The organism is Streptomyces sp. NBC_01384 (assembly GCF_045040035.1).
Lineage (GTDB): Bacteria > Actinomycetota > Actinomycetes > Streptomycetales > Streptomycetaceae > Streptomyces.
Genome location: NZ_CP109559.1, coordinates 4,323,493 through 4,347,497 on the forward strand (window position 1 = coordinate 4,323,493; position 24,005 = coordinate 4,347,497).

Consider the following 24,005-nt stretch of genomic DNA (forward strand, 5'->3'; position numbering starts at 1 on the left):
AAACGCGTCCGACAAACGGAACCGGCCATGAACTTGCCGCGAGGAACTCGCCGCGAGCAGGACGCGCTGGAATCACGGTGCAGCGATCCAGGAAATCGTGTGGATCTTGGTCGATAACTGTGGACAACTCAGTGGTTGTGAATATCGCGTTCACCCATACCGGTGACCCGCGCACACCTTCCACAGAGCAGCCTCACGACTACCCTCAGTGACGGATCACGCCCGTGCGAAAGCGGCGGCTGCAGCGGTGATAACAAGGTCCCGAGGCCGCGCCAAAGAGGGGAAAAACCCACCCGGACATGCGACGACCCCCGCCGGGGGGGAGAGCGGGGGTCGTCCCCACGGCCGACTCGGGGGGGGAGGAGTCGGACCGGGTTAGCACGGTCGCGAACGATCCGTGACTTCCATGGTGTACCCGAAGGCCCTCTCAGGCAAACCCACACGCCCCACGCTAGCCCGAATGGTGGGCGCATATGCTCGGGCTCGTGGAAAACCACTCCTTGCCTCGCACAGCGGCCTTCTTTGACCTGGACAAGACGGTCATTGCGAAGTCGAGCACGCTCACGTTCAGCAAGTCGTTCTACCAAGGCGGGCTGATCAACCGAAGGGCCGTGTTGCGTACCGCATATGCCCAGTTCGTGTTCATGGCGGGCGGCATGGACCACGACCAGATGGAGCGGACGCGTGCTTACCTGTCCGCGCTGTGCCGTGGCTGGAACGTCCAGCAGGTCAAGGAGATCGTCGCCGAGACGCTGCATGACCTGATCGACCCGATCATTTACGACGAGGCCGCCTCGCTCATCGAGGAGCACCACACCGCCGGGCGCGACGTGGTGATCGTCTCCACGTCCGGGGCGGAGGTGGTCGAGCCGATCGGCGAGCTGCTCGGCGCGGACCGGGTGGTGGCCACCCGCATGGTCGTGGGCGAGGACGGCTGCTTCACCGGAGAGGTGGAGTACTACGCATATGGGCCGACGAAGGCCGACGCGGTCAGGGAGCTGGCCGCGTCCGAGGGGTACGACCTGGCGCGCTGCTACGCCTACAGCGACTCCTCGACGGACCTCCCGATGCTGGAGTCCGTCGGCCATCCCCATGCGGTGAATCCGGACCGCGCGCTGCGGCGGGAGGCGCTCGCCCGCTCCTGGCCGATTCTGGACTTCCACCGTCCGGTCCGGCTCAAGCAGCGGCTGCCCGCGCTGTCGGTACCGCCGCGTCCGGCGCTCGTCGCGGCGGCCGCGATAGGAGCGGCGGCAGCCACGGCGGGGCTCGTCTGGTACGCGAGCCGACGGCGCGCGACGGTGGCGTGAGAGCGTCACGCGTGCGCGTGCAGCACATGCACGCCCGATTAAGACCCGTTTGAACCTAAAAGTAAAGAACTGCAGCCAGGGGTTCCGCTTCCTCTGGACCTGGAGTACAAAGGGATTAGCGGCCCGCGAGACCAAGGACATCCGAAAGGATCACCTTTAAACGCAACCAAGGCCCCACGGACCGAGCATGAACACTGGGCACCCACGCGACGTCGACCCGTCGATTACGGGCCAGCCACACCAGGTGACGGGCAGCAGTTCCCGACCTGATGGGCAACATATCGAGGACGCTTGGTAACGCGGTGCGCATGCCAGCGGCGGTACGAAAACTCGTACCGCCGCAACCCTTTTTCAAGGGCTCGATTTCAAGGGCTCGATGGACTCGCCGACGCTCACGCCGCGCCGCGAATGCTCACGCCGCGCCGCGCTGGAGCGCCTCGCAGACCGCCGTCGATTCCCTGACTCCCAGTTCAACCGCCTTGCCGCAGTGGGCGATCCAGGCCGCCATACCCTCCGGGGTGCCGGCGACATAACCATCCAAAGCCGCCAGATAGGCGGCGCGACCGAGTTCGGCGTGGCCGACCTCCGCCGGGCAGACGGACTTCGGATCGAGGCCGCTGCCGATCAGGACAATGCGCTCGGCCGCGCGCGCGACCAGACCGTTGTGGGTGCCGAAGGGGCGCAGGGCGAGAAGCTCGCCGTGCACGACGGCCGCTGTCACCAGGGCGGGGGCCGAACCGCCCGCGATGATCAGCTGGGAGAGCCCCTCGAGTCGGCCCGCGACCTCGGTCGCGTCCGGCAGGGGCAGCTCGACGAGCGGCTCATCGACCGGTTCGCCGTCCTGACGCGGCCGGCCGACCACGTCCCCCTTGTCCGCGGCCGCAACGAGGTGCAGCCGAGCCAGCACCCGAAGGGGCGACTGCCGCCAGATGGACAGAAGTTGGCCCGCCTCGGCGGTCAGCCGCAGGGCCGCGCCGACCGTACGGGCCTCGTCGTCACCGCTGAAGTCGGTGCGGCGGCGCACCTCTTCGAGGGCCCAGTCGGCACCGGACAGCGCCGCGGAGCCGCGGGCGCCCCGCAGCGCGGCCTCGGAGGTGATCTCGTTGCTACGGCGCCGCATGATCCGGTGCCCGTAGACCCGGTCCACCGCCTTGCGGACGGACTCCACGGATTCGGCCACCCCGGGCAGCGAGCCCAGGGCCGCGAGCGGATCGGCGGTCGCGCCTGTCGTACTCATGAGTACGACACTACGCACCCCGGCGGCCCACCCCACGAAGGAGTGGTCTTCTTCACGCCGACAGGACACCGTGCGCAGTCAACGCACTACTCTTGGTGAACATGAAAATTGCTTTCGTTGGGAAGGGCGGCAGCGGCAAGACCACCCTGTCCTCCCTCTTCATCCGCCACCTCGCGGCCACGGGATCGCCGGTCGTCGCGGTCGACGCCGACATCAACCAGCACCTGGGGGCGGCGCTCGGTCTCGACGAGGCGGTGGCCGCCGGGCTGCCCGCCATGGGCGTGCGGCTGCCACTGATCAAAAACTATCTGCGCGGTTCCAATCCGCGGATCGTGTCCGCCGAGACGATGATCAAGACGACCCCGCCCGGGGAGGGGTCGCGACTGCTGCGGGTACGCGAGAACAATCCGGTGTACGACGCCTGCGCGCGGCCGGTGGAACTCGACGGTGGAGCCATCCGTTTGATGGTCACCGGCCTGTTCAGCGAGGCCGATTTGGGAGTGGCGTGCTACCACTCCAAGACCGGTGCAGTGGAGCTCTGCCTGAACCATCTCGTCGACGGCCGGAGCGAGTACGTCGTCGTCGACATGACGGCGGGCTCCGACTCCTTCGCGTCCGGCATGTTCACCCGCTTCGACATCACGTTCCTCGTCGCCGAACCGACCCGGAAGGGAGTCTCCGTCTATCGCCAGTACAAGGAGTACGCCCACGACTTCGGGGTCATCCTGAAGGTCGTCGGCAACAAGGTGCAGGGCCAGGACGACATCGACTTCCTCCGCGCCGAGGTCGGTGACGACCTGCTGGTCACGGTCGGACACTCGGACTGGGTGCGCGCCATGGAGAAGGGCCGCCCGCCCCGGTTCGAACTCCTGGAGGACACCAACCGTCGCGCCCTGCGCACCTTGCAGACCGCCACCGACGCCACGTACGAACTGCGCGACTGGGAGCGCTACACCCGTCAGATGGTGCACTTCCACCTGAAGAACGCCGGCAGTTGGGGCAACGAGCGAACCGGGGCGGACCTGGCGGCGCAGGTCGACCCCGGTTTCGTACTCGGTGAGGGCCTGGCGGCTACGGCTTGACCGCCGGGGCTCCTGGGACGCCCTTCGGAGCCGGGGCGGGGCGGCCGGAGAGGAAGGACGCCCAGCCCTGCTTCGGGGCCTCGCCGACGTTGAGGCCGCGCAGCCTGTCCAGGGTGGCCGGGTCCTGGGCGTCGAGCCAGTCGGCGAGCTGCCGGAAGGAGACGCAGCGGACGTCGGGCTTGTTGCAGACGCGCTCGACGACCTGGTCGATGGCGCGCATGTAGGTGCCGCCGTTCCAGGACTCGAAGTGGTTGCCGATGATCAGCGGCGCGCGGTTGCCGCCGTAGGCGCGTTCGAATCCCTTGAGTAGACCGTCACGCATCTGGTCGCCCCAGTACTCCCGCTTGTCGGGGTCACCCTGGGTCTGGGTGCCCGACTGGTTGACCATGAAGTTGTAGTCCATGGTGAGCTGCTCGTAGGAGTGTCCAGGGAAGGGCACCAGCTGCATCGACAGGTCCCACAGGCCCTCCTTCTTCTTGGGCCAGACCTGATTGTTGACGCCGCTGGTGTCGTAGCGGAAGCCCAGCTGACGGGCCGCCTTCACGAAGTTCTTCCGACCCTCCAGGCACGGTGTGCGGGCGCCGATGAGCTCCTTGTCGTAGTCGAAGGGCAGCGGAGCCGCGTTCTTCATGCCCGTATTGGTCTTCCAGGACTGCACGAACGACTTCGCCTGGGCGATCTCGCTCTTCCACTCCTCGACCGACCACTCACCGACACCACCTTCGCTGCCGCAGAAGTGGCCGTTGAAGTGGGTGCCGATCTCGTTGCCCTCCAGCCACGCGCCGCGCAACTGCTCGACGGTGTCCTGGATTCCCTGCTCGTCGTTGAAACCGATCTCCGAGCTGCCCGGCGAGTGCTCCGGCGGCTTGTACAGCTCGCGCTTGTCCTCCGGAAGCATGTACACGCCGCTGAGGAAGTACGTCATCGTCGCCCGGTTGGCCTTGGAGATCTTCCGGAAGTGCGAGAAGAGCTTCTGGCTGTCCTCGCCGGCGCCGTCCCACGAGAAGACCACGAACTGCGGGGGCTCCTGACCGGGCTTCAGCCGCTCGGGTTTGGGCAGATGCGGCTGCGCTCCGGTGTACGCAGTCGAGCCGTCGCCGATCAGGCGCACCGCGCTCTGGGGCGCCGGTGCCCCCGCCGCCTTCTTCGCGCCATGCGCGCCTTCTTGGGATCCGGTGGCGCCGGTGGAGCAACCGGCGAGCGCCGTGGCGCAGGCCGCGGCGAGTGCTACGCCCGCGGCGATCCTCTGGGTGGCGGCCATCTCCGCCCACCTTCTTCCTTCGGTCAGGGCAACGCTCACTAAGGCGTTTTGGTGTGATGTACGGCGAAATGCCGCCAGCGCCGCCAAGGTCGCACAGGGCCGAGACCGAATAAATACGACAAGCCGATCAAATGCTTGGTTCACCCGGAAGAGTGATTTGCTGCCCCATATGCCGCTAAAGTCCACACAAGGGCTTTACTCTGCATTACGATCCGTTTACCGAGCGTTGAAAATCCCGCCGCTGCACGCCGTGACCCACGGCCGCGATCCGCCCCCGCCCGCCCTGGACGGGGACCACCTGTTCCGCGACCGCGCTGCCCCGGAGGAGACGGGAATGCCTGCCTGCGTCCCCACCCGCGCCGCCGACTCAACTCGGCCCAGGCGCATCCACCAACCCCACAGCCCCCCACCGATCCCACCCCGCCGATTCCGTATCTCGGGCGCCGACCTGTCGGCCTCGATCGCGGTCTTCCTGATCGCCCTGCCCCTGTCCCTCGGCATCGCCCTCGCCACCGGAGCACCACTCCAGTCGGGCCTTGTCGCCGCCGCCGCGGGCGGACTCGTCGCCGGGCGACTCGGCGGCTCACCGCTCCAGGTGAGCGGGCCCGCCGCCGGGCTCACGGTCGTCACCGCCGAGCTGATCCACCGTTACGGATGGCGTACGACCTGCGCCATCACCGTCCTCGCCGGAGTCGCCCAGCTGGGCCTGGGGTGCCTGCGCGTGGCCCGTACGGCCCTCGCCGTCAGCCCCGCGATCGTGCACGGCATGCTCGCCGGGATCGGCGTGACCATCGCCGTCGCCCAGTTGCACATCGTCCTCGGCGGCACCCCGCAGAGTTCCGTCCTCGACAACCTCCGTGCACTGCCCGCCCAGTTGGCGCACGTCCACCCCGCGGCGGTGTCAATGAGCGCGCTGACACTGACGCTCCTCCTCGCCTGGCCGCGGATTCCCGGCCGGGTCGGGCACGGCCTGCGAAAAGTACCGGCCGCGCTCGTCGCCGTCGCCGTCGCCACCCTGACCGCCTCACTCGCCGGGCTGATCCTGCCCAAGGTCGACCTGCCGTCCTGGAGCAGCCACGCGCTGGCCGGGCTGCCGGATGGGCCGGTGCTCGGGATCGCCGCCGCCGTCCTCACCATCACGCTGGTGTGCAGTGTGCAGTCGCTGCTCGGCGCGGTGGCCGTGGACAAGCTGATGGCGGGGCGGCCCGCGCAGCAGCCCCGGGTGGGCCGCTCCGACCTGGACCGGGAGCTGCTCGGGCAGGGCGCCGCCAATGTCGTCTCCGGCGCGCTCGGCGGGCTGCCCGTCGCCGGGGTCGCCGTCCGCAGTTCCGCGAATGTGCAATCCGGTGCCGTGAGCCGGAACTCCACGATGCTGCACGGCGTTTTCGTAGTAGTTGCCGCGCTGCTGATGGTCCCGATCCTGGAGCTGATCCCCCTCGCATCGCTCGCCGCCCTGGTGATGGCCGTCGGCATCCAGATGGTGTCCCTGCACCACATTCGCACGGTCACCCGCCACCGCGAGGTGCTGGTCTACACCGTCACCACGCTCGGCGTCGTGTTCCTCGGTGTCCTTGAGGGCGTGGCGCTGGGGGTCTCCGTGGCCGTCGCCGTCGCCCTGCACCGCCTCGCCCGCACCCGCATCACGCACGAAGAGAGAGGAGGAGTCCATTACGTACATGTACGAGGGCAGTTGACGTTCCTCGCGGTGCCCCGGCTCAGCCGCGATCTGCATCTGGTACCCCAAGGGGCGAATGCCGTCGTGGAGTTGGACGGCTCGTTCATGGACCACGCGGCGTACGAGTCGCTGCAGGACTGGCAGAACGCGCACTGCGCGCAGGGCGGCATGGTCGAGCTGACCGGGCGGGCCGGCACCCGGATCGCCGAGCCCACGAGCACATCCCACTGCCGCTGCCGCCCCTGGACGCCGTGGCGCAACCACCACTGCGAGCCTTCCGCCGGCCCGCAGCCCGTATCCCCCGGCGGCCGGTCGGGCGGGGCGGGCGGGGTGAGCCCTGCGGCCGCATCAGGCGGACCGGGTGAAGCTCCCGGTTCCTCCGGGCACAGTGGGCAGAGTGGGCAGAGTGGTCCCGATGAGCAGCGTGGGCAGAGCGGGCGTCAACTGGCGCGCGGTATCAGTGCGTTCCAGCGGAACACCGCGCCCCTGGTGCGGGGTGAGCTGGCGCGGTTGGCGAGGGAAGGGCAGCGGCCGTCGCAGCTGTTCCTGACCTGTGCCGACTCACGGCTCGTCACGTCGATGATCACCTCCAGTGGTCCGGGTGACCTCTTCGTCGTACGCAATGTGGGCAATCTCGTGCCGAGGCCCGGAGAGGAGAGCGGGGACGACTCGGTGGCCGCGGCGATCGAGTACGCCGTGGACGTGCTCAATGTGAGGTCCATCACGGTGTGCGGGCACTCCGGGTGCGGGGCGATGCAGGCCCTGTTGAAGTCGGAGCCCGGCGGGGCGCAGACGCCACTCAGGCGGTGGCTGCGGCATGGGCTGCCGAGTCTGGAGCGGATGACCGCGAAGGAGCGGCCCTGGGCCCGGCTCGCCGGGCGGGCGCCGGCCGACGCGGTGGAGCAGTTGTGCCTGACCAACGTGGTGCAGCAGTTGGAGCATCTGCGGGCGCACGAGTCCGTGGCGCGGGCCCTGCGGGAGGGTGTGCTCGAGCTGCACGGGATGTACTTCCACGTCGGCGAGGCACAGGCGTACCTGCTGGTCGAGCGCGACGGCGGCGAGCTGTTCGATCACGTGGGGGCGGCGGAGGATCTGCGGCATCCCGCGTGACCTTGCCGTCCCGCGCGACTTTGCCGTCCAGCGTGACCTTGCCGTCCCGCGTAACCTTCGCCGTCCCTCGTTTACCTTGCCATCTCGCGTCACCTTGCCTTGGTGCGCGGCCCCAGTCGGCGGGGCCGCGCATCATGCCGTGCGCTTGCATGCGGCAGGTGCGGAGTGCCCTGCGGGGACCCGGTGTGCACGTCGACCGTGATCAGTTCCAGGCGACCGTGACCAGTTTCAGGGGGACCGTTGGCCCCGGGGAGCCGTTCGAGGGCGGGGAGGGCGGGAGCGGGTGCGGGCGTGGGACCTCGACACGCCGGGCTACGAAACATGTCACAGCATCCCGCTGGGGCCGGTAGAACTTCCACTCGGTGCCCTCTTCGCCCGGGGGCACGTCGCCTGTTCAGGCCTGGCCGCAGGACGCGTTGCCAAGTGAACCCGAATACCGGTCCGTACGTGGCTCGGAGTGTGTACCTGGTGGGTGCCCCTGGAAGGCCCCTGCGCCCCGACAGGTCTATACCAATTTGAGATCGGCCCTTGTCATCGAGGCCTCCGGTCTGATGAGCTGTGGCCTGGGACACAACGGACACCCTGGGAAAGGGAGATGTCGTGAGCAACGAAAGCCTGGCCAACCTGCTGAAGGAAGAGCGCAGGTTCGCGCCGCCCGCCGACCTGGCCGCGAACGCCAACGTCACCGCGGAGGCGTATGAGCAGGCCAAGGCTGACAGGCTCGGCTTCTGGGCCGAGCAGGCCCGCCGGCTGACCTGGGCCACCGAGCCGACCGAGATCCTGGACTGGTCGAACCCGCCGTTCGCGAAGTGGTTCGCCGACGGGAAGCTGAATGTCGCGTACAACTGCGTGGACCGGCATGTGGAGGCCGGCCATGGCGACCGGGTCGCCATCCACTTCGAGGGCGAGCCGGGCGACAGCCGGGCGATCACCTACGCCGAACTCAAGGACGAGGTCAGCAAGGCCGCCAACGCCCTGACCGAACTCGGGGTCGGCAAGGGTGACCGGGTCGCCGTCTACCTGCCGATGATCCCCGAGGCCGTCGTCGCCATGCTGGCCTGCGCCCGGATCGGCGCCGCGCACTCGGTCGTCTTCGGCGGCTTCTCCGCGGACGCGATCGCCACGCGCATCCAGGACGCCGACGCCAAGCTGGTCATCACCTCCGACGGCGGTTACCGGCGCGGTAAGCCGTCCGCGCTCAAGCCCGCCGTCGACGACGCGGTGCGCCGGGTCGACGGGGTCGACAAGGTGCTGGTCGTGCGCCGCACCGGGCAGGAGGTCGACTGGACCGAGGGCCGCGACGTCTGGTGGCACGAGATCGTCGAGCGGCAGTCCGCCGAGCACGCACCGGAGGCGTTCGACGCCGAGCAGCCGCTGTTCATCCTCTACACCTCCGGGACGACGGGGAAGCCGAAGGGCATCCTGCACACCTCGGGCGGCTACCTCACCCAGGTCTCGTACACCCACCACGCCGTCTTCGACCTCAAGCCCGAGACCGACGTGTACTGGTGCACGGCCGACATCGGCTGGGTCACCGGGCACTCGTACATCACGTACGGACCGCTTTCGAACGGTGCGACGCAGGTGATGTACGAGGGGACGCCGGACACGCCGCACCAGGGGCGGTTCTGGGAGATCGTGCAGAAGTACGGGGTGACGATCCTCTACACGGCGCCCACCGCGATCCGTACGTTCATGAAGTGGGGGGACGACATCCCCGCGAAGTTCGATCTCAGCAGCCTGCGGGTGCTGGGGTCCGTGGGTGAGCCGATCAACCCCGAGGCGTGGGTCTGGTACCGCAAGCACATCGGCGGCGACCGGACGCCCATCGTGGACACGTGGTGGCAGACCGAGACCGGCGCGATGATGATCTCGCCGTTGCCCGGGGTCACGGAGACCAAGCCGGGGTCGGCACAGCGGCCGTTGCCGGGGATCTCGGCGACGGTGGTGGATGACGAGGCCCAGGAGGTTCCCGACGGAGGCGGGGGGTACCTCGTGCTGACCGAGCCGTGGCCGTCGATGCTGCGCACGATCTGGCGCGACGACCAGCGGTTCCTCGACACGTACTGGTCGCGGTTCGAGGGGAAGTACTTCGCCGGGGACGGGGCGAAGAAGGACGAGGACGGGGACATCTGGCTGCTCGGGCGGGTCGACGACGTGATGCTCGTGTCCGGGCACAACATCTCGACCACGGAGGTCGAGTCGGCGCTTGTCTCGCATCCGGCGGTGGCTGAGGCGGCGGTGGTCGGGGCCGCCGATGAGACGACCGGGCAGGCGATTGTCGCGTTCGTGATCCTGCGGGGGACCGCTTCCGCGGAGGATGCCGGGCTGGTGGCGGCTCTGCGGAATCACGTGGGTACGACGCTGGGGCCGATCGCCAAGCCGAAGCGGGTGCTGCCGGTGGCTGAGCTTCCCAAGACTCGGTCCGGGAAGATCATGCGGCGGTTGTTGCGTGACGTGGCGGAGAACCGGGAACTGGGGGATGTCACCACGTTGACGGACTCGACGGTGATGGATCTCATCCAGGCGAAGTTGCCGGCGGCGCCGAGCGAGGACTGAGGGCTCACCCCACCCGCCCCTTTTGTGGGGGGCACTGTGTGCCCCCCACACCCGACAACCGCGGGGCTCCGCCCCCGTACCCCGGCAGGGGACCGTGTCCCCCGCACCCCGTACTTGGGCGCCCCGGCCTGGGCCATACGTCATACACCGCAAGCCGCCAGCCGCCAGCCGCCAGCCGCCAGACCACGGAAGGGGTCGTGCCGGTACGTCGCAAGCCCGTCGCTTACGTTCGGATCTGGAAACGGTTCCCCATAGGGCAACGTCTGATCCGGCGGCGACGGGCTCGACGTACCGGCACGGCCCCGACCCCACACCCCCCGGCAGGCGCCCCCCGCCCCACCCCAACCCCCGCCCCACCCCAACCCCAAACACCCCATATGTCCGCAACGCGAATTATTCAGCTGTAATGACAAGGTAAAGTAGTGACCCCAGGGTGTGCCGGGAAGTCTGGTCGGCGATCCCGCGTGGCGGCCGTCAGCAAGCAGCCGTAACGACCCGGAGGTCCCCGCCGTGGCCGCGCCCAGCACCAACAACCGCAAGCTCCTCGGACGTCTGTCCCTGCCCGAGCGGAACTTCGTCGCGGACGCGTTGCGGACCGAGACCGTGGGTGGGGTGCTGCTGCTCGTCGCCGCGATCGCCGCACTGGTGTGGGCCAATACTCCGTTGCGCGAGAGCTATGCGAGCGTGAGTGACTTCCACTTCGGGCCCTCGGCGCTCGGGCTGGATCTGTCCGTTCAGCATTGGGCTGCGGACGGACTGCTGGCCGTGTTCTTCTTCGTTGCCGGCATTGAGCTCAAGCGGGAGCTGGTGACGGGGGATCTGCGGGATCCGAAAGCCGCGCTGCTGCCCGTCGTAGCCGCCATCTGCGGCATGGCCGTGCCCGCGCTCGTCTACACCCTCACCAATGTGGTCGGGGGCGGGGACCTCGGCGGATGGGCCGTGCCCACCGCCACCGACATCGCCTTCGCGCTCGCGGTGCTCGCCGTGATCGGCACCTCCCTGCCGTCCGCCCTGCGCGCCTTTCTGCTCACCCTCGCCGTCGTCGACGATCTGTTCGCGATCCTCATCATCGCGGTCTTCTTCACGGACACCATCGACTTCGCCGCGCTCGGCGGGGCCGTTGTCGGGCTCGGCGTGTTCTGGGTGCTGCTGCGCAAGGGCGTACGTGGGTGGTACATGTACGTGCCGCTCGCGCTCGCCATCTGGGGGCTGATGTACAACAGCGGCGTCCACGCCACCATCTCCGGTGTGGCGATGGGGCTGATGTTGCGCTGCCATCGACGGGAGGGCGAGGAGCACTCGCCGGGGGAGCATATTGAGCATCTCGTGCGGCCACTCTCCGCCGGGCTCGCCGTGCCGCTGTTCGCGCTGTTCAGCGCGGGGGTCGCCGTCTCCGGCGGGGCCCTGGGGGACGTGTTCACACGGCCCGAGACGCTCGGTGTCGTGCTGGGGCTCGTCGTCGGGAAGGCCGTCGGCATTTTCGGGGGGACCTGGCTGACGGCGCGGTTCACCAGGGCCTCGCTCAGTGAGGATCTCGCCTGGGCCGACGTCTTCGCCGTCGCCACCCTCGCCGGCATCGGCTTCACCGTCTCACTCCTCATCGACGAGCTCGCCTTCAAGGGCGACACGCTGCTCACCGACGAGGTCAAGGCAGCCGTACTGACCGGCTCGCTCATCGCGGCCGTACTCGCCACGGCGCTGCTGAAGATACGCAACGCCAAGTACCGTGCGCTGTGCGAGGCCGAGGAGCGCGACGAGGACAGCGACGGCATCCCCGACATCTACGAGCAGGACAACCCGGCGTACCACCTGCGGATGGCCGAGATCCACGAACGGAAGGCCGCCGAGCACCGAAGGCTTGCCGAAGTGGCGGGCAGGGCAAGCGAGGAGAACGACGGTCCGGCATGATCTGAACAGAACCAGACGGGCAGAATCCGACAGGTAGATCCAGATGGGTAGATCCAGATGGACGAACCAGGCGGGCAGATCCAGACGGTGCAGACACAGGTGAAGCCAGACCGTACCGGCCCAGGTAACAGCCAGACCTGTACAGAGCAGACACATGCAGAAGAGGGAGAGTCCGCGATGAGCGCACCCGACGGCAGCCCGGTCGGCGCCGAACGCAGCATCGGCCAGCTGTTCGCCTCGGCGACGACCGAGATGTCCGCACTGGTGCACGACGAGATCGCGCTGGCGAAGGCGCAGCTCAAGCAGGACGTCAAGCGTGGTGCGGTCAGTGGTGGCGCGCTCGCGGCGGCCGGAGTGGTGCTGCTCTTCTCCCTTCCCATGCTGAGCTTCGCTCTGGCCTACGGCATCCAGACCTGGAGCCACTGGAATCTCGCGATCTGCTTCGTCCTGTCGTTCGCGGCGAACGTGCTGGTCGCCGGCGTCCTCGCACTGATCGGTGTGGTCTTCGCGAAGAAGGCGAAGAAGGGCAAGGGGCCGCAGAAGGTCGCCGCCTCGGTCAAGGAGACGGCGGGCGTGCTGCAGAACGCCAAACCGCACCCCCGGCCCGCCCCCGTGAGTGACGCGGTCGAGGCTGTGGCACGCTCGTCGTCATGACGGACCCCGCCACCCCTTGGGCGCAACCCAGCTCGGTCGTACGGCCCGACGGTCCCTGGACCCACCGGGACGTCGCCGCCAACGGCGCGCGCTTCCATATCGCCGAGATGGGCGACGGGCCGCTCGTCCTGCTGCTGCACGGTTTCCCACAGTTCTGGTGGACCTGGCGCCGGCAGCTGGTCGCGCTCGCCGACGCCGGGTTCCGGGCTGTGGCCATGGATCTGCGGGGCGTCGGCGGCAGCGACCGTACGCCGCGCGGTTACGACCCCGCCAACCTCGCGCTCGACATCACCGGGGTCGTACGGTCCCTCGGTGAGCCCGACGCCGCGCTGGTCGGGCACGACCTGGGCGGCTATCTGGCGTGGACGGCGGCCGTGATGCGCCCCAAGCTCGTCCGCCGGCTCGCGGTGTCGTCCATGCCGCATCCGCGACGCTGGCGCTCGGCCATGCTCTCCGACGTCAAGCAGACGGCCGCGGGTTCATACATCTGGGGGTTCCAGCGGCCGTGGATCCCGGAGCGCCAACTCGTCGCGGACGAGGGCGCTCTGGTGGGTCGTCTGGTACGGGACTGGTCGGGGCCGCGGCTGCCGGACGACGAGGCCGTGGAGACGTACCGCCGCGCCATGTGCATCCCGTCGACGGCGCACTGTTCGATCGAGCCCTATCGGTGGATGGTTCGTTCGATGGCGCGACCGGACGGGATTCAGTTCAACCGGCGTATGAAGCGGCCGGTTCGGGTGCCGACGCTCCATCTGCACGGCTCGCTCGATCCGGTGATGCGGACGCGGAGCGCGGCCGGATCCGGGGAGTACGTCGAAGCCCCGTACCGCTGGCGCCTGTTCGACGGTCTCGGGCACTTCCCGCACGAGGAGGACCCGGTGGCGTTTTCCACCGAATTGGTCAACTGGCTGAAGGATCCCGAGCCTGACCGGTGACCCGTCGGTGACTGTCCGATTGCGGCCCGTGGCGCGCCCGGAATGCGAACGGGAACGCCTGTCCTACGAACAGCCAAATGCCTCGCGCATAGGCCAATTGAGGGGCCAGGGCGCGGTTATCGACCTTGGGGCAGGGGCACACGTCGGGGTATGGGCTGGACGCACGACTACAGTGACGCAGCACGCAACCGCCGCTCGGCCGCGGGCCTGAGCTCCCATCAGAGGGGCACCCCGCAGTTGCCGGGCGCGGACCCCCAAGTGGGGATCCCGCGCATTTTGCGCCGCCGGGTCCGCTGGGTCTCGGTACGGCTGCGTCACCCACGCGGCTGAATCCGCACACACCACCACCGGTCACCCTCGGCCTCAGAGCGCGCAGCTGTCGCTGTCCACCTGCTGATTGGCCGTACGACCCTGGGTGGCATCCGGCTGGACCTCGTCCGCGGTGAGCGCGTACCCGGTGTTGGCGTCGTCGAGGGACTTCGCGAAGACCACTCCGTACACCTTGCCGTCGGGCGTGAGCAGCGGGCCGCCGGAGTTGCCCTGGCGCACGGTCGCGTAGAGCGAGTAGACGTCGCGGCGCACCGTCTTGCGGTGGTAGATGTCCGGACCGTTGGCCGTGATGCGGCCGCGTACGCGCGCCGGCTGGACGTTGTACGCCCCGTTCTGCGGGAAGCCCGCGACGATCGCGCCCTTGCCGCTGGTCGCGTCCTGGGTGGTGAAATGCAGGGCGGGCGCCTTCAGATTCGGCACGTCGAGTACGGCGATGTCGCGCTCCCAGTCGTACAGGACGACCTTGGCGTCGTACTTCCTGCCCTCGCCGCCTATCTGGACGGTGGGCTCGTCGACCCCGCCGACCACGTGCGCGTTGGTCATCACGCGGCGGTCGCCGAAGACGAAGCCGCTGCCCTCGAGAACCTTGCCGCAGCTCTGGGCGGTGCCCACCACCTTGACGATGGACTTCTGGGCGCGGGTGGCGACGGCGCTGCCGGCGAGCGCCGGGTCAGGGGGCTGGACATCGGTGATGGGTTCGTTGGCGAACGGGCTGAAGACCTGCGGAAAGCCGTTCTGCGCGAGGACCGAGGAGAAGTCGGCGAACCAGGTGTCGGCCTGGGAGGGCAGCGCCCGGGAGACGCCGAGCAGCACCTTGGAGCCGCGGACCTCCTTGCCGAGCGTAGGCAGCGTCGTACCGGCGAGGGCCGAGCCGATCAGCCAGGCGACCAGGAGCATCGCGACGACGTTGACGAGGGCGCCGCCGGTCGCGTCCAGGGCGCGGGCCGGGGACCAGGTGATGTACCGGCGCAGCTTGTTGCCCAGGTGGGTGGTGAGGGCCTGGCCCACGGAGGCGCAGACGATCACGACGATCACCGCGACGACGGCGGCGGTCGTACTCACCTTGGTGTCGTCGGTCGCCCAGCCCCAGATGACGGGGAGCACGTAGACGGCGACGAGGCCGCCGCCCATGAAGCCGATCACCGACAGGATGCCGACGACGAAGCCCTGGCGGTAGCCCACGATCGCGAACCACACGGCGGCGACCAGCAACAAAATGTCCAGCACGTTCACGGACGCCACCCTGTCATGCGCGCCAGTCGAGTGGGACCTGCTTCTCGCGGTCCCAGGGCAGCTCCCAGCCCGAGTAGTGCAGCAGGCGGTCGATGATTCCCGCGGTGAAGCCCCAGACCAGGGCCGATTCGACCAGGAATGCCGGGCCTCGGTGGCCGCTGGGGTGCACGGTCGTCGCGCGGTGGGCGGGGTCCGTGAGATCCGCCACGGGGACCGTGAAGACCCGGGCCGTCTCGGCCGGATCGACCGCGCCGACCGGGGTCGGCTCGCGCCACCAGCCCAGGACCGGGGTGACCACGAAGCCGCTCACGGGGATGTAGAGCTTCGGCAGCACACCGAAGAGCTGGACGCCGCTCGGATCGAGGCCGGTCTCCTCCTCGGCCTCGCGGAGCGCGGCCCGCAGCGGCCCGTCGGCCTTCGGGTCGCCGTCCTCGGGGTCGAGGGCGCCGCCGGGGAAGGAGGGCTGTCCGGCGTGCGAGCGCAAGGAGCTGGCGCGCTCCATCAGCAGCAGCTCGGGGCCGCGGGCGCCCTCGCCGAAGAGGATGAGGACGGCGGACTGGCGCCCCGCGCCGTTCGCCGGGGGCAGGAAGCGGCTCAGCTGGAGCGGCTCCACCGTCTCGACGACGCGCACCACCGGGTCGAGCCAGTCGGGCAGGCCGTCCCTGCTCACCACCACCCGGCCGTCCCGCGAACCAGGTCCTTCGTGTGTGCGGTGCGTGTCGAGCCCTTCGTGTGTGCGGTGCGTGTCGGCCCCTTCATGCGTGCGGTGCGTGCCCGGCCCGTCGTGCCTGCCGTGCGTGTCAGGCCCGTCGCGCCTGCTGTGCGTATTGCTCGCGTGCGTCATCGCCACCCCCGTTCTGCTCTCCCCAACGTCGGCCGGTGCCGTGTTCGTTCCGTCATCCGGCGCCCAGTGGGGGTGCCGGGATACCGCCCGCGTCCAGGTAGGCCTGCGGCGGGTTGAGGCGCTGGCCGGGGAAGCCGCCCTTCTCGTACTTCAGGAGCTTCCGCGCCTTCTCCGGGTCCGTCTCACCCTCCCCGTACGCCGGACAGAGCGGGGCGATGGGGCAGGCGCCGCACGCGGGCTTGCGGGCGTGGCAGATACGGCGGCCGTGGAAGATCACGTGGTGCGAGAGCATCGTCCACTCGCTCTTCGGGAAGAGCGCGCCGACGGCGGCCTCGATCTTGTCGGGCTCGGTCTCGTCGGTCCACTGCCAACGGCGGACGAGGCGCTGGAAGTGGGTGTCCACGGTGATGCCGGGGCGCCCGAAGGCGTTACCGAGCACCACGAAGGCGGTCTTGCGGCCCACGCCGGGGAGTTTGACGAGGTCTTCGAGGCGGCCGGGGACCTCGCCTCCGAAGTCCTCGACCAGGGCCTTGGAGAGGCCTATCACCGACTTGGTCTTGGCCCGGAAGAATCCGGTCGGCCGCAGGATCTCCTCGACCTCCTCCGGGTTCGCCGCGGCGAGGTCCTCCGGAGTGGGGTACTTGGCGAAGAGCGCCGGAGTCGTCTGGTTCACCCGCAGGTCGGTGGTCTGGGCCGACAGGACCGTGGCGATCACCAACTGGAAGGGGTTCTCGAAGTCCAGCTCCGGGTGGGCGTACGGGTACACCTCGGCGAGCTCGCGGTTGATACGGCGGGCGCGGCGGACGAGGGCGGTGTGGGACTCGGCGGTGGGGGCCTTCTTGGGGATGGCCCTGGCGGGGGTCGCCTTCTTGGCGAGGGTCTTCGCGGGGGCCGCCTTCTCGGCCGCGGTCTTCGCCGGTGCCGCCTTCTTGGTGGCGGCTCGCGCGGGTGCCGCCTTCTTGGTTGCGACTGTCGCCTTCTTGATCGCTGCTGTCGCCTTCTCGGTCGTGGCTGCCGCCTTTTGAGTGGCCTTCTTCGCCGCCGGCTTCACCGGCGTCGACTTTGCCACTTTTGTCTGTTTTCTACTGTCGCCGGAACCTTGTTCACCCACAGCGGAATCGCGACGTACAACCACCCGCCCAGCCCCCTTGGCCTGTGCTCTCACCGGCGATTTGGACACTCGGCCAGCCTAAAGCCCACCACCGACATCCGCCCCGGACCCAGAAGATCAGCCCCCAATTGGCCCCCTGCCGCACTGCCCGGGACGCCGGTGCGGCAGACTTGTGACTGATCACACTGTTTGGACCGTCCGGCAAGATGGGGAACACGGTCCCCTGGTATCACGGGGGAGCAAGATCCCCTGAGCAGGTCGACAAGGAGAGAACTCGTGGACGACGTTCTGCGGCGCGCCCCGCTCTTCGCGGCGCTCGATGACGAGCAGGCCGCGGAGCTCCGCGCCTCCATGAGTGAGGTGACCCTCGCGCGCGGCGACGCGCTCTTCCACGAGGGCGACCCCGGCGACCGCCTCTACGTGGTCACCGAGGGCAAGGTGAAGCTCCACCGCACCTCCCCCGACGGCCGCGAGAACATGCTGGCCGTCCTGGGCCCCGGCGAGCTCATCGGCGAGCTGTCGCTGTTCGACCCGGGCCCGCGCACGGCGACCGCCACCGCGCTGACCGAGGTCAAGCTGCTCGGCCTCGGCCACGGCGACCTCCAGCCCTGGCTGAACGCGCGGCCCGAGGTGGCCGCCGCGCTGCTGCGCGCCGTCGCCCGGCGGCTGCGCAAGACCAACGACCAGATGTCCGACCTGGTCTTCTCGGACGTGCCCGGCCGGGTGGCCCGCGCGCTCCTGGACCTCTCCCGCCGCTTCGGCGTGCAGTCGGAAGAGGGCATCCACGTCGTGCACGACCTGACGCAGGAGGAACTGGCCCAGCTGGTCGGCGCGTCCCGCGAGACGGTCAACAAGGCGCTCGCCGACTTCGCGGGCCGCGGCTGGCTCCGCCTCGAGGCCCGCGCGGTGATCCTGCTGGACGTGGAGAGGCTCGCGAAGCGCTCGCGCTGACGCGACGTCGAAGTCTTGGCGTCTTGGCCGTACGACGACCGTAGGACGACGGGGTCCCGCCTGCTTGGGCGGGACCCCGTCGTCGTTGACGTGGCTCGCCAAGAAGTTCCCGCGGATGATCGACGGGGTCGGGACGCTCCTGGTCGGCCGTACACGGGCGCTGAGCGACCTGGAGACGTACGACCTGGGCCGGCCGGGCTGGTTCGTCGCCTGCCTCTGTACGCCCCTCCTGACGCCCCTCCTGGACGAGAACTCGGCCGCACACCTGCCGCGTGGGCGCGAGCGGATCGAGGCGGCCCCTCGGGTACGAGCCGAGCGGTGACCACACCGTCCGGCCGTCTGGCACAGGTCCTAGATGAGGCCGTGTTCCCGCAGGTAGTCCATCTGCGCCCGTACGGACAGTTCCGCGGCGGGCCACAGCGAACGGTCCACGTCCGCGTACACGTGCGCGACGACCTCGGCCGGCGACCGGTAGCCGTTCTCGACCGCCGTCTCGACCTGGGCGAGGCGGTGGGCGCGGTGGGCGAGGTAGAACTCGACGGCGCCCTGGGCGTCCTCCAGGACGGGCCCGTGGCCGGGAAGGACGGTGTGCACGCCGTCGTCCACGGTGAGGGACCTGAGCCGCCGCAGCGAGTCGAGATAGTCGCCCAGGCGGCCGTCGGGGTGGGCCACAACGGTCGTACCGCGGCCGAGGATGGTGTCACCCGTCAGGACGGCCCGATCGGCCGGGAGATGGAAGCACAGCGAGTCGGCGGTATGGCCGGGGGTGGGCACGACGCGCAGTTCGAGCCCTCCGACGGTGATGACGTCCCCGTGCGCCAGCCCCTCGTCCCCGAGCCGCAGCGCCGGATCCAGCGCCCGCACCTTCGTGTCCGTCAGCTCGGCGAACCGCACGGCGCCCTCGGCATGATCGGGGTGCCCGTGCGTCAGCAGGGTCAGCGCCACTCGCTTCCCCGACTTCTCGGCCGTGTCCACGACATTGCGCAGATGTACGTCGTCCAGGGGGCCGGGGTCGATCACCACCGCCAGCTCGGAGTCCGGCTCGGCGACGATCCAGGTGTTGGTGCCGTCCAGGGTCATCGCGGACGCGTTGGGGGCGAGCACGTTGAGGGCTCGCGGGGTGGCGGGGCCGGAGAGGACCCCGCCTCGTGGCTGGCCGGGGAGGGCGGCGGCGTCGGTCATGCGGGGGCTCCACCGGTCGGGATGTGCTTGGTGAACTCGTCGTGGCCGGGCCAGGCGAGGATCACTTCGCCGTTCTCCAGGCGGGCCTCGGCCAGGACGGGGGTCAGGTCGCGGCCGGGCGCGGCGGCGAGGACGTCGGCGGCGCTGTCGTACGGGATGAGCTGGCGCAGGGTCGCGATGGTGGGCGGCATCATCAGGAGCTCGCCCTTGTCGTAGCCGTCCGCCGCGTCCGCGGGGCGGGTCCAGACCGTGCGGTCGGCCTCCGTGGAGGCGTTGCGGGTGCGCTGGCCCTCCGGGAGGGCGGCCACGAAGAACCAGGTGTCGTAGCGGCGGGTTTCGAACTCCGGGGTGATCCAGCGGGCCCAGACGCCCAGGAGGTCGGACCTGAGCACGAGTCCCCGGCGGTCGAGGAACTCGGCGAAGGAGAGGTCACGGGCGACCAGGGCCGCGCGGTCCGCCTCCCAGTCGTCGCCGGTGGTGTCGCCGACCACGGTGTCCGGGGTGGGCCCGGCCAGCAGGACGCCGGCCTCCTCGTACGTCTCACGCACCGCGGCGCAGACGACGGCCTGGGCGGACGTCTCGTCGGTGGCGAGTCTGTTCGCCCACCACGCGCGCGTGGGGCCCGCCCAGCGGATCTGGTGCTCGTCGTCGCGTGGGTCGACGCCACCGCCCGGATACGCGTACGCGCCTCCGGCGAAGGCCATGGAGGCGCGTCTGCGCAGCATGTGCACCACGGGGGTGGCGTCGGTGTCCTTCAGCAGCATGACGGTGGCCGCGCGCCTGGGCGGCACCGGGGTCAGCGTGCCCTCCGCGAGCGCGCGGATCCGTTCGGGCCATTCCGGTGGATACCACTGCCCATTCGCCATGGCCGGAGGCTATCCCGAGCCGGGCGAATGTTCGAGGGGCCTCGGGGGATCGCCGGGCTGGGGGTGGGGTGGGGTGGGGTGGGGTGGGGTGGGGTGGGGTGGGGTTTTCGCCCCACCCCGACCGTCTACGCCCCCGTCAGCTCCACCTGGATCTCGACCTCGACCGGGGCGTCCAGCGGGAGGACCGCCACGCCGACCGCACTGCGGGCGTGCACGCCCTTGTCGCCGAGGACCGCGCCCAGGAGTTCGCTCGCGCCGTTGAGGACACCCGGCTGGCCAGTGAAGTCCGAGGCCGAGGCCACGAAGCCGACGACCTTCACGACGCGCGCGACGCGGTCGAGGTCGCCCGCGACGGACTTGACCGCGGCCAGCGCGTTCAGCGCGCAGACGCGGGCCAGGTCCTTGGCCTCCTCGGCGGTGACCTCCGCGCCCACCTTGCCGGTCAGCGGAAGCTTGCCGTCCACCATCGGCAGCTGGCCGGCCGTGTAGACGTACACGCCGGACTGCACGGCGGGCTGGTAGGCGGCCAGCGGCGGGACGACGTCCGGCAGGGTCAGGCCGAGCTCCGCGAGCTTCGACTCGACGGCGCCGCTCATGCCGACTTCTCGCGCTTCAGGTAGGCCACCAGCTGCTCGGGGTTGTTCGGCCCGGGCACGACCTGGACGAGCTCCCAGCCGTCCTCGCCCCAGGTGTCCAGAATCTGCTTCGTGGCATGGACGAGCAGTGGCACGGTTGCATATTCCCACTTGGTCATGTCGCCGACTGTAGCCGTTGCCGCCGGGGGCCTCGCGCACGCGTTGTCCACAGCCTCCTGCGTAGTCCGGCGGCGGACTGGTTAGGCTCGAAGACGTGAGCAGGCTCCAGGTCGTCAGCGGCAAGGGCGGTACCGGCAAGACGACGGTAGCCGCGGCCCTCGCGCTCGCCCTCGCGACCGAGGGCAAGCGCGCCCTCCTCGTCGAGGTCGAGGGCAGACAGGGCATCGCGCAGCTCTTCGAGACAGAAGCGCTGCCCTACGAGGAGCGGAAGATCGCCGTCGCTCCGGGGGGCGGGGAGGTGTACGCCCTCGCCATCGACCCCGAACTGGCCCTCCTGGACTACCTCCAGATGTTCTACAAACTGGGCAGCGCCGGACGGGCCCTGAAGAAGCTCGGCGCCATCGACTTCGCGACCACCATCGCGCCCGGTCTCAGGGACGTGCTCCTCACGGGAAAGGCCTGTGAGGCCGTACGGCGCAAGGACAAGAGCGGTCGGTTCGCTTACGACTACGTCGTCATGGACGCACCGCCCACGGGACGGATCACGCGCTTCCTGAACGTCAACGACGAGGTCGCGGGGCTCGCCAAGATCGGGCCGATACACAATCAGGCACAGGCCGTGATGCGCGTCCTCAAGTCGCCGGAGACGGCCGTGCACTTGGTGACACTGCTCGAGGAGATGCCCGTCCAGGAGACCGCGGACGGCATCACCGAGCTGCGGGCGGCGAAGCTGGCGGTGGGGCGGATCTTCGTGAACATGGTGCGACCCGCGCTCCTCGACGAGGTCGACCTGGAACTCACCGGCGCCGTCGCGCACAGCGCCATCGCCAAGTCGCTCTCGGCGGCCGGACTCGGCGGTGCCCGCCGCGGCGGGAGCGCCGAGCGGCTCGTCGAACCCCTCCTGGAACAGGCCGAGGAGTACGCCGAGCGGCACACCCTGGAGCGCGAGCAGCGGGCCGTCCTCACGGAGCAGGGCCTGCCGCTGCACGAACTCCCCCTGCTCGCCGAGGGCATGGACCTGGCGGGCCTGTACGAACTGGCCACAGAACTGCGCTCTCAAGGGATCTCATGAGTCTGGAACCGGCCCGCGTACTCGACGTCGACCCGCTGCTCGACGACCCCAGGACCCGCATCGTGGTGTGCTGCGGCTCGGGCGGCGTCGGCAAGACGACCACGGCGGCGGCCCTGGGGCTGCGCGCCGCCGAGCGGGGCCGCAAGGTGGTCGTGCTCACCATCGACCCGGCACGCCGGCTCGCCCAGTCGATGGGCATCGACTCTCTCGACAACGTCCCGCGCCGCGTGAAGGGCATCGACGACTCCGCGGGCGGCGAGCTGCACGCCATGATGCTCGACATGAAGCGCACCTTCGACGAGATCGTCGAGGCGCACGCGGACGGCGAGCGGGCGGCCGCGATCCTGAACAACCCCTTCTACCAGTCGCTTTCAGCGGGCTTCGCGGGCACGCAGGAGTACATGGCGATGGAGAAGCTGGGGCAGCTGCGGGCCCGGGACGAGTGGGACCTGATCGTCGTCGACACGCCGCCGTCCCGCTCGGCCCTCGACTTCCTGGATGCTCCGAAGCGGCTCGGGTCCTTCCTCGACGGACGGCTGATCCGGCTTCTGACGGCTCCGGCGAAGCTGGGCGGGCGCGCGGGGATGAAGTTCCTGAACGTCGGGATGTCGATGATGACCGGCACCCTGGGGAAGCTGCTGGGAGGACAGCTCCTGAAGGACGTCCAGACGTTCGTGGCCGCGATGGACACGACGTTCGGGGGCTTCCGTACACGCGCGGACGCCACGTACAAGCTGCTCCAGGCGCCCGGGACGGCGTTCCTGGTAGTGGCGGCCCCTGAGCGGGACGCGCTGCGCGAGGCCGCGTACTTCGTGGAGCGGCTGGCCGCCGAGGACATGCCGTTCGCCGGTCTGGTGCTCAACCGGGTGCACGGCAGCGGCGCCGCCCAGCTGTCCGCCGAACGGGCGCTCGCCGCTGCGGAGAACCTCGATGCCGCGGCCGCCGAGGACCTTGACCTTGAGGCCACCGAAGACCTTGACCCCGAGGCCGCCGGGGACCTTGATTCCGGCGCCGCGGAAGATCTTGATCCCCTGGCTGCAGAAAATCTTGACGACACCCGCATTGTGGATCAGGAGGGCGGGAAAGCTGGACTTCGTAACTCTCCCGACACGTACGGCAGTTCAGAATCTCCCGCTTCCGAAACATCAACTCCCGACGGTCCCGCCGAAGGCTCCCCCGCCGCCACGGACACCGACCGGACCGTCGAACAACTCACCGCAGGCCTGCTGAGGCTGCACGCCGAGCGCATGCAGCTGCTCTCCCGCGAGCAGCGCACGCGTGACCGCTTCGCCGCGCTCCACCCGGAGGTGGCCGTTGCCGAAGTGGCCGCGTTGCCCGGCGATGTACACGACCTCGCGGGACTGCGGGACATCGGAGACCGGCTCGCGGCCAATCGGCCGGAGCTGCCTGAAACCGGCGCCTGAGCGGCGCCGCCCATGGGCCCGAGGTCGGGCCTGTGGTGGTTGGGCCTCTGGCGGGTCCGTGGTGGGCCTCTGGTGGGCCCGTGGTGATGGGTCCGAGAGGGGGCCGAGGTGGTCCCGAGGGACGCCTCAGTGCGGCGCCCTCACCCCACCGCCGCGTAGCGCTCGTACACCTCTTCCTCGTCGAGGGGCAGCAGGCCCGCACCGCGCTCGTACTCCGTACGCGCGGTCTCCAGCAGGCGACGCCACGAGGTGACGGTGGGACGCCTGCGCAGCAGTGCGCGGCGCTCCCGCTCCGTCATGCCACCCCACACGCCGAATTCGACGCGATTGTCGAGCGCATCGGCGAGGCACTCCGTGCGCACCGGACATCCGGTGCACACTGCCTTCGCCCTGTTCTGCGCTGCTCCTTGAACGAACAGTTCATCCGGATCGGTAGTGCGGCAGGCCGCCTGCGCACTCCAGTCGGTTACCCAGCCCATACCGGCGCCGTCCTCTCCCGAATCGAGGCT

22 protein-coding genes are annotated in these 24,005 nt (G+C 69.6%); 12 read left to right on the forward strand and 10 right to left on the reverse strand.

All coding sequences use genetic code 11. From position 1 onward, the window contains the following. The first annotated feature begins 473 nt into the window (after positions 1 to 473). Complete coding sequence (locus OG747_RS19625; RefSeq protein WP_405880628.1) at positions 474 to 1,307, forward strand: HAD family hydrolase; 834 nt, start codon at positions 474 to 476, stop codon at positions 1,305 to 1,307. Between the two features lie 412 nt (positions 1,308 to 1,719). Here OG747_RS19625 and OG747_RS19630 read toward each other — a convergent pair whose 3' ends face one another. After that, positions 1,720 to 2,544, reverse strand: coding sequence for an oxidoreductase (locus OG747_RS19630; protein ID WP_405880629.1), 825 nt, complete (start codon positions 2,542 to 2,544; stop codon positions 1,720 to 1,722). Between the two features lie 101 nt (positions 2,545 to 2,645). Here OG747_RS19630 and OG747_RS19635 point away from each other — a divergent pair, with 101 nt between their 5' ends. Further along, the gene (locus OG747_RS19635; protein ID WP_405880630.1) at positions 2,646 to 3,626 is read left to right on the forward strand and encodes an ATP-binding protein; all 981 of its coding nucleotides are present in this window, start codon (positions 2,646 to 2,648) and stop codon (positions 3,624 to 3,626) included. Here OG747_RS19635 and OG747_RS19640 read toward each other — a convergent pair. Beyond that, a complete protein-coding gene (locus tag OG747_RS19640; protein ID WP_405880631.1) occupies positions 3,616 to 4,887 on the reverse strand; it encodes a hypothetical protein in 1,272 nt (423 codons plus the stop codon). The two genes, OG747_RS19635 and OG747_RS19640, sit on opposite strands and share 11 nt — an antisense overlap. A gap of 334 nt (positions 4,888 to 5,221) precedes the next feature. Here OG747_RS19640 and OG747_RS19645 point away from each other — a divergent pair, with 334 nt between their 5' ends. The 6 genes from OG747_RS19645 to OG747_RS19670 all read left to right on the forward strand — a co-directional run bounded on the left by OG747_RS19645 (position 5,222) and on the right by OG747_RS19670 (position 14,058). Then, positions 5,222 to 7,672, forward strand: coding sequence for a bifunctional SulP family inorganic anion transporter/carbonic anhydrase (locus OG747_RS19645; protein ID WP_405885606.1), 2,451 nt, complete (start codon positions 5,222 to 5,224; stop codon positions 7,670 to 7,672). Between the two features lie 558 nt (positions 7,673 to 8,230). After that, on the forward strand, positions 8,231 to 10,231 hold the full coding sequence (acs, locus tag OG747_RS19650; RefSeq protein WP_405880632.1) for an acetate--CoA ligase: 2,001 nt from the start codon (positions 8,231 to 8,233) through the stop codon (positions 10,229 to 10,231). 510 nt (positions 10,232 to 10,741) lie between these two features. After that, on the forward strand, positions 10,742 to 12,139 hold the full coding sequence (gene nhaA, locus OG747_RS19655; protein ID WP_405880633.1) for a Na+/H+ antiporter NhaA: 1,398 nt from the start codon (positions 10,742 to 10,744) through the stop codon (positions 12,137 to 12,139). Positions 12,140 to 12,316: 177 nt separating this feature from the next. Beyond that, positions 12,317 to 12,793 (forward strand): phage holin family protein, encoded by a 477-nt coding sequence (locus tag OG747_RS19660; protein ID WP_405880634.1) that lies wholly within the window; start codon positions 12,317 to 12,319, stop codon positions 12,791 to 12,793. After that, positions 12,790 to 13,728: an alpha/beta fold hydrolase gene (locus OG747_RS19665; RefSeq protein ID WP_405880635.1), complete on the forward strand. Its 939-nt coding sequence runs from the start codon at positions 12,790 to 12,792 to the stop codon at positions 13,726 to 13,728. The genes OG747_RS19660 and OG747_RS19665 overlap by 4 nt, the downstream gene beginning before the upstream one ends. A 150-nt stretch (positions 13,729 to 13,878) precedes the next feature. Then, a complete protein-coding gene (locus tag OG747_RS19670; protein WP_405880636.1) occupies positions 13,879 to 14,058 on the forward strand; it encodes a hypothetical protein in 180 nt (59 codons plus the stop codon). 33 nt (positions 14,059 to 14,091) lie between these two features. Here the strand turns inward: OG747_RS19670 and OG747_RS19675 are convergent, their stop codons facing one another. Genes OG747_RS19675 through nth form a run of 3 tightly spaced genes read right to left on the reverse strand, consistent with a single transcriptional unit; the run spans position 14,092 to position 17,204 of the window. Continuing rightward, positions 14,092 to 15,291: a MarP family serine protease gene (locus tag OG747_RS19675; RefSeq protein WP_405880637.1), complete on the reverse strand. Its 1,200-nt coding sequence runs from the start codon at positions 15,289 to 15,291 to the stop codon at positions 14,092 to 14,094. A 13-nt stretch (positions 15,292 to 15,304) separates the two neighbouring features. After that, positions 15,305 to 16,135, reverse strand: a complete 831-nt coding sequence (locus OG747_RS19680) for an NUDIX hydrolase (RefSeq protein WP_405880638.1) — start codon at positions 16,133 to 16,135, stop codon at positions 15,305 to 15,307. Between the two features lie 52 nt (positions 16,136 to 16,187). After that, the gene (gene nth, locus OG747_RS19685) at positions 16,188 to 17,204 is read right to left on the reverse strand and encodes an endonuclease III (protein WP_405880639.1); all 1,017 of its coding nucleotides are present in this window, start codon (positions 17,202 to 17,204) and stop codon (positions 16,188 to 16,190) included. Positions 17,205 to 17,522: 318 nt separating this feature from the next. Between nth and OG747_RS19690 the strand changes: the two genes are divergently transcribed. Both OG747_RS19690 and OG747_RS19695 read left to right on the forward strand, forming a co-directional pair. Beyond that, positions 17,523 to 18,197 (forward strand): Crp/Fnr family transcriptional regulator, encoded by a 675-nt coding sequence (locus OG747_RS19690; RefSeq protein ID WP_006382668.1) that lies wholly within the window; start codon positions 17,523 to 17,525, stop codon positions 18,195 to 18,197. Positions 18,198 to 18,282: 85 nt separating this feature from the next. Further along, a complete protein-coding gene (locus OG747_RS19695; protein WP_405880640.1) occupies positions 18,283 to 18,519 on the forward strand; it encodes a hypothetical protein in 237 nt (78 codons plus the stop codon). 29 nt (positions 18,520 to 18,548) lie between these two features. Here OG747_RS19695 and OG747_RS19700 read toward each other — a convergent pair whose 3' ends face one another. The 4 genes from OG747_RS19700 to OG747_RS19715 form a co-directional block, all read right to left on the reverse strand. Then, entirely contained in the window at positions 18,549 to 19,379 is an 831-nt protein-coding gene (locus OG747_RS19700) for an MBL fold metallo-hydrolase (RefSeq protein ID WP_405880641.1), read from the reverse strand. Then, positions 19,376 to 20,245 (reverse strand): NUDIX hydrolase, encoded by an 870-nt coding sequence (locus tag OG747_RS19705; RefSeq protein WP_405880642.1) that lies wholly within the window; start codon positions 20,243 to 20,245, stop codon positions 19,376 to 19,378. Before OG747_RS19705 ends, OG747_RS19700 begins: the two co-directional genes overlap by 4 nt. Positions 20,246 to 20,370: 125 nt before the next feature. Beyond that, a complete protein-coding gene (locus tag OG747_RS19710; RefSeq protein ID WP_405880643.1) occupies positions 20,371 to 20,841 on the reverse strand; it encodes a RidA family protein in 471 nt (156 codons plus the stop codon). Continuing rightward, complete coding sequence (locus OG747_RS19715) at positions 20,838 to 20,999, reverse strand: DUF4177 domain-containing protein (RefSeq protein ID WP_075033571.1); 162 nt, start codon at positions 20,997 to 20,999, stop codon at positions 20,838 to 20,840. Before OG747_RS19715 ends, OG747_RS19710 begins: the two co-directional genes overlap by 4 nt. A 95-nt stretch (positions 21,000 to 21,094) precedes the next feature. Here OG747_RS19715 and OG747_RS19720 point away from each other — a divergent pair, with 95 nt between their 5' ends. Together OG747_RS19720 and OG747_RS19725 are read left to right on the forward strand one after the other, a co-directional pair. Further along, positions 21,095 to 22,072 (forward strand): ArsA family ATPase, encoded by a 978-nt coding sequence (locus OG747_RS19720; RefSeq protein WP_405880644.1) that lies wholly within the window; start codon positions 21,095 to 21,097, stop codon positions 22,070 to 22,072. Further along, positions 22,069 to 23,496: an ArsA family ATPase gene (locus OG747_RS19725; RefSeq protein WP_405880645.1), complete on the forward strand. Its 1,428-nt coding sequence runs from the start codon at positions 22,069 to 22,071 to the stop codon at positions 23,494 to 23,496. The genes OG747_RS19720 and OG747_RS19725 overlap by 4 nt, the downstream gene beginning before the upstream one ends. 140 nt (positions 23,497 to 23,636) lie before the next feature. On the opposite strand, the gene wblA is transcribed toward OG747_RS19725, so the two are convergent. Continuing rightward, a complete protein-coding gene (wblA, locus tag OG747_RS19730) occupies positions 23,637 to 23,975 on the reverse strand; it encodes a transcriptional regulator WblA (protein ID WP_028799159.1) in 339 nt (112 codons plus the stop codon). Positions 23,976 to 24,005 lie beyond the last annotated feature (30 nt).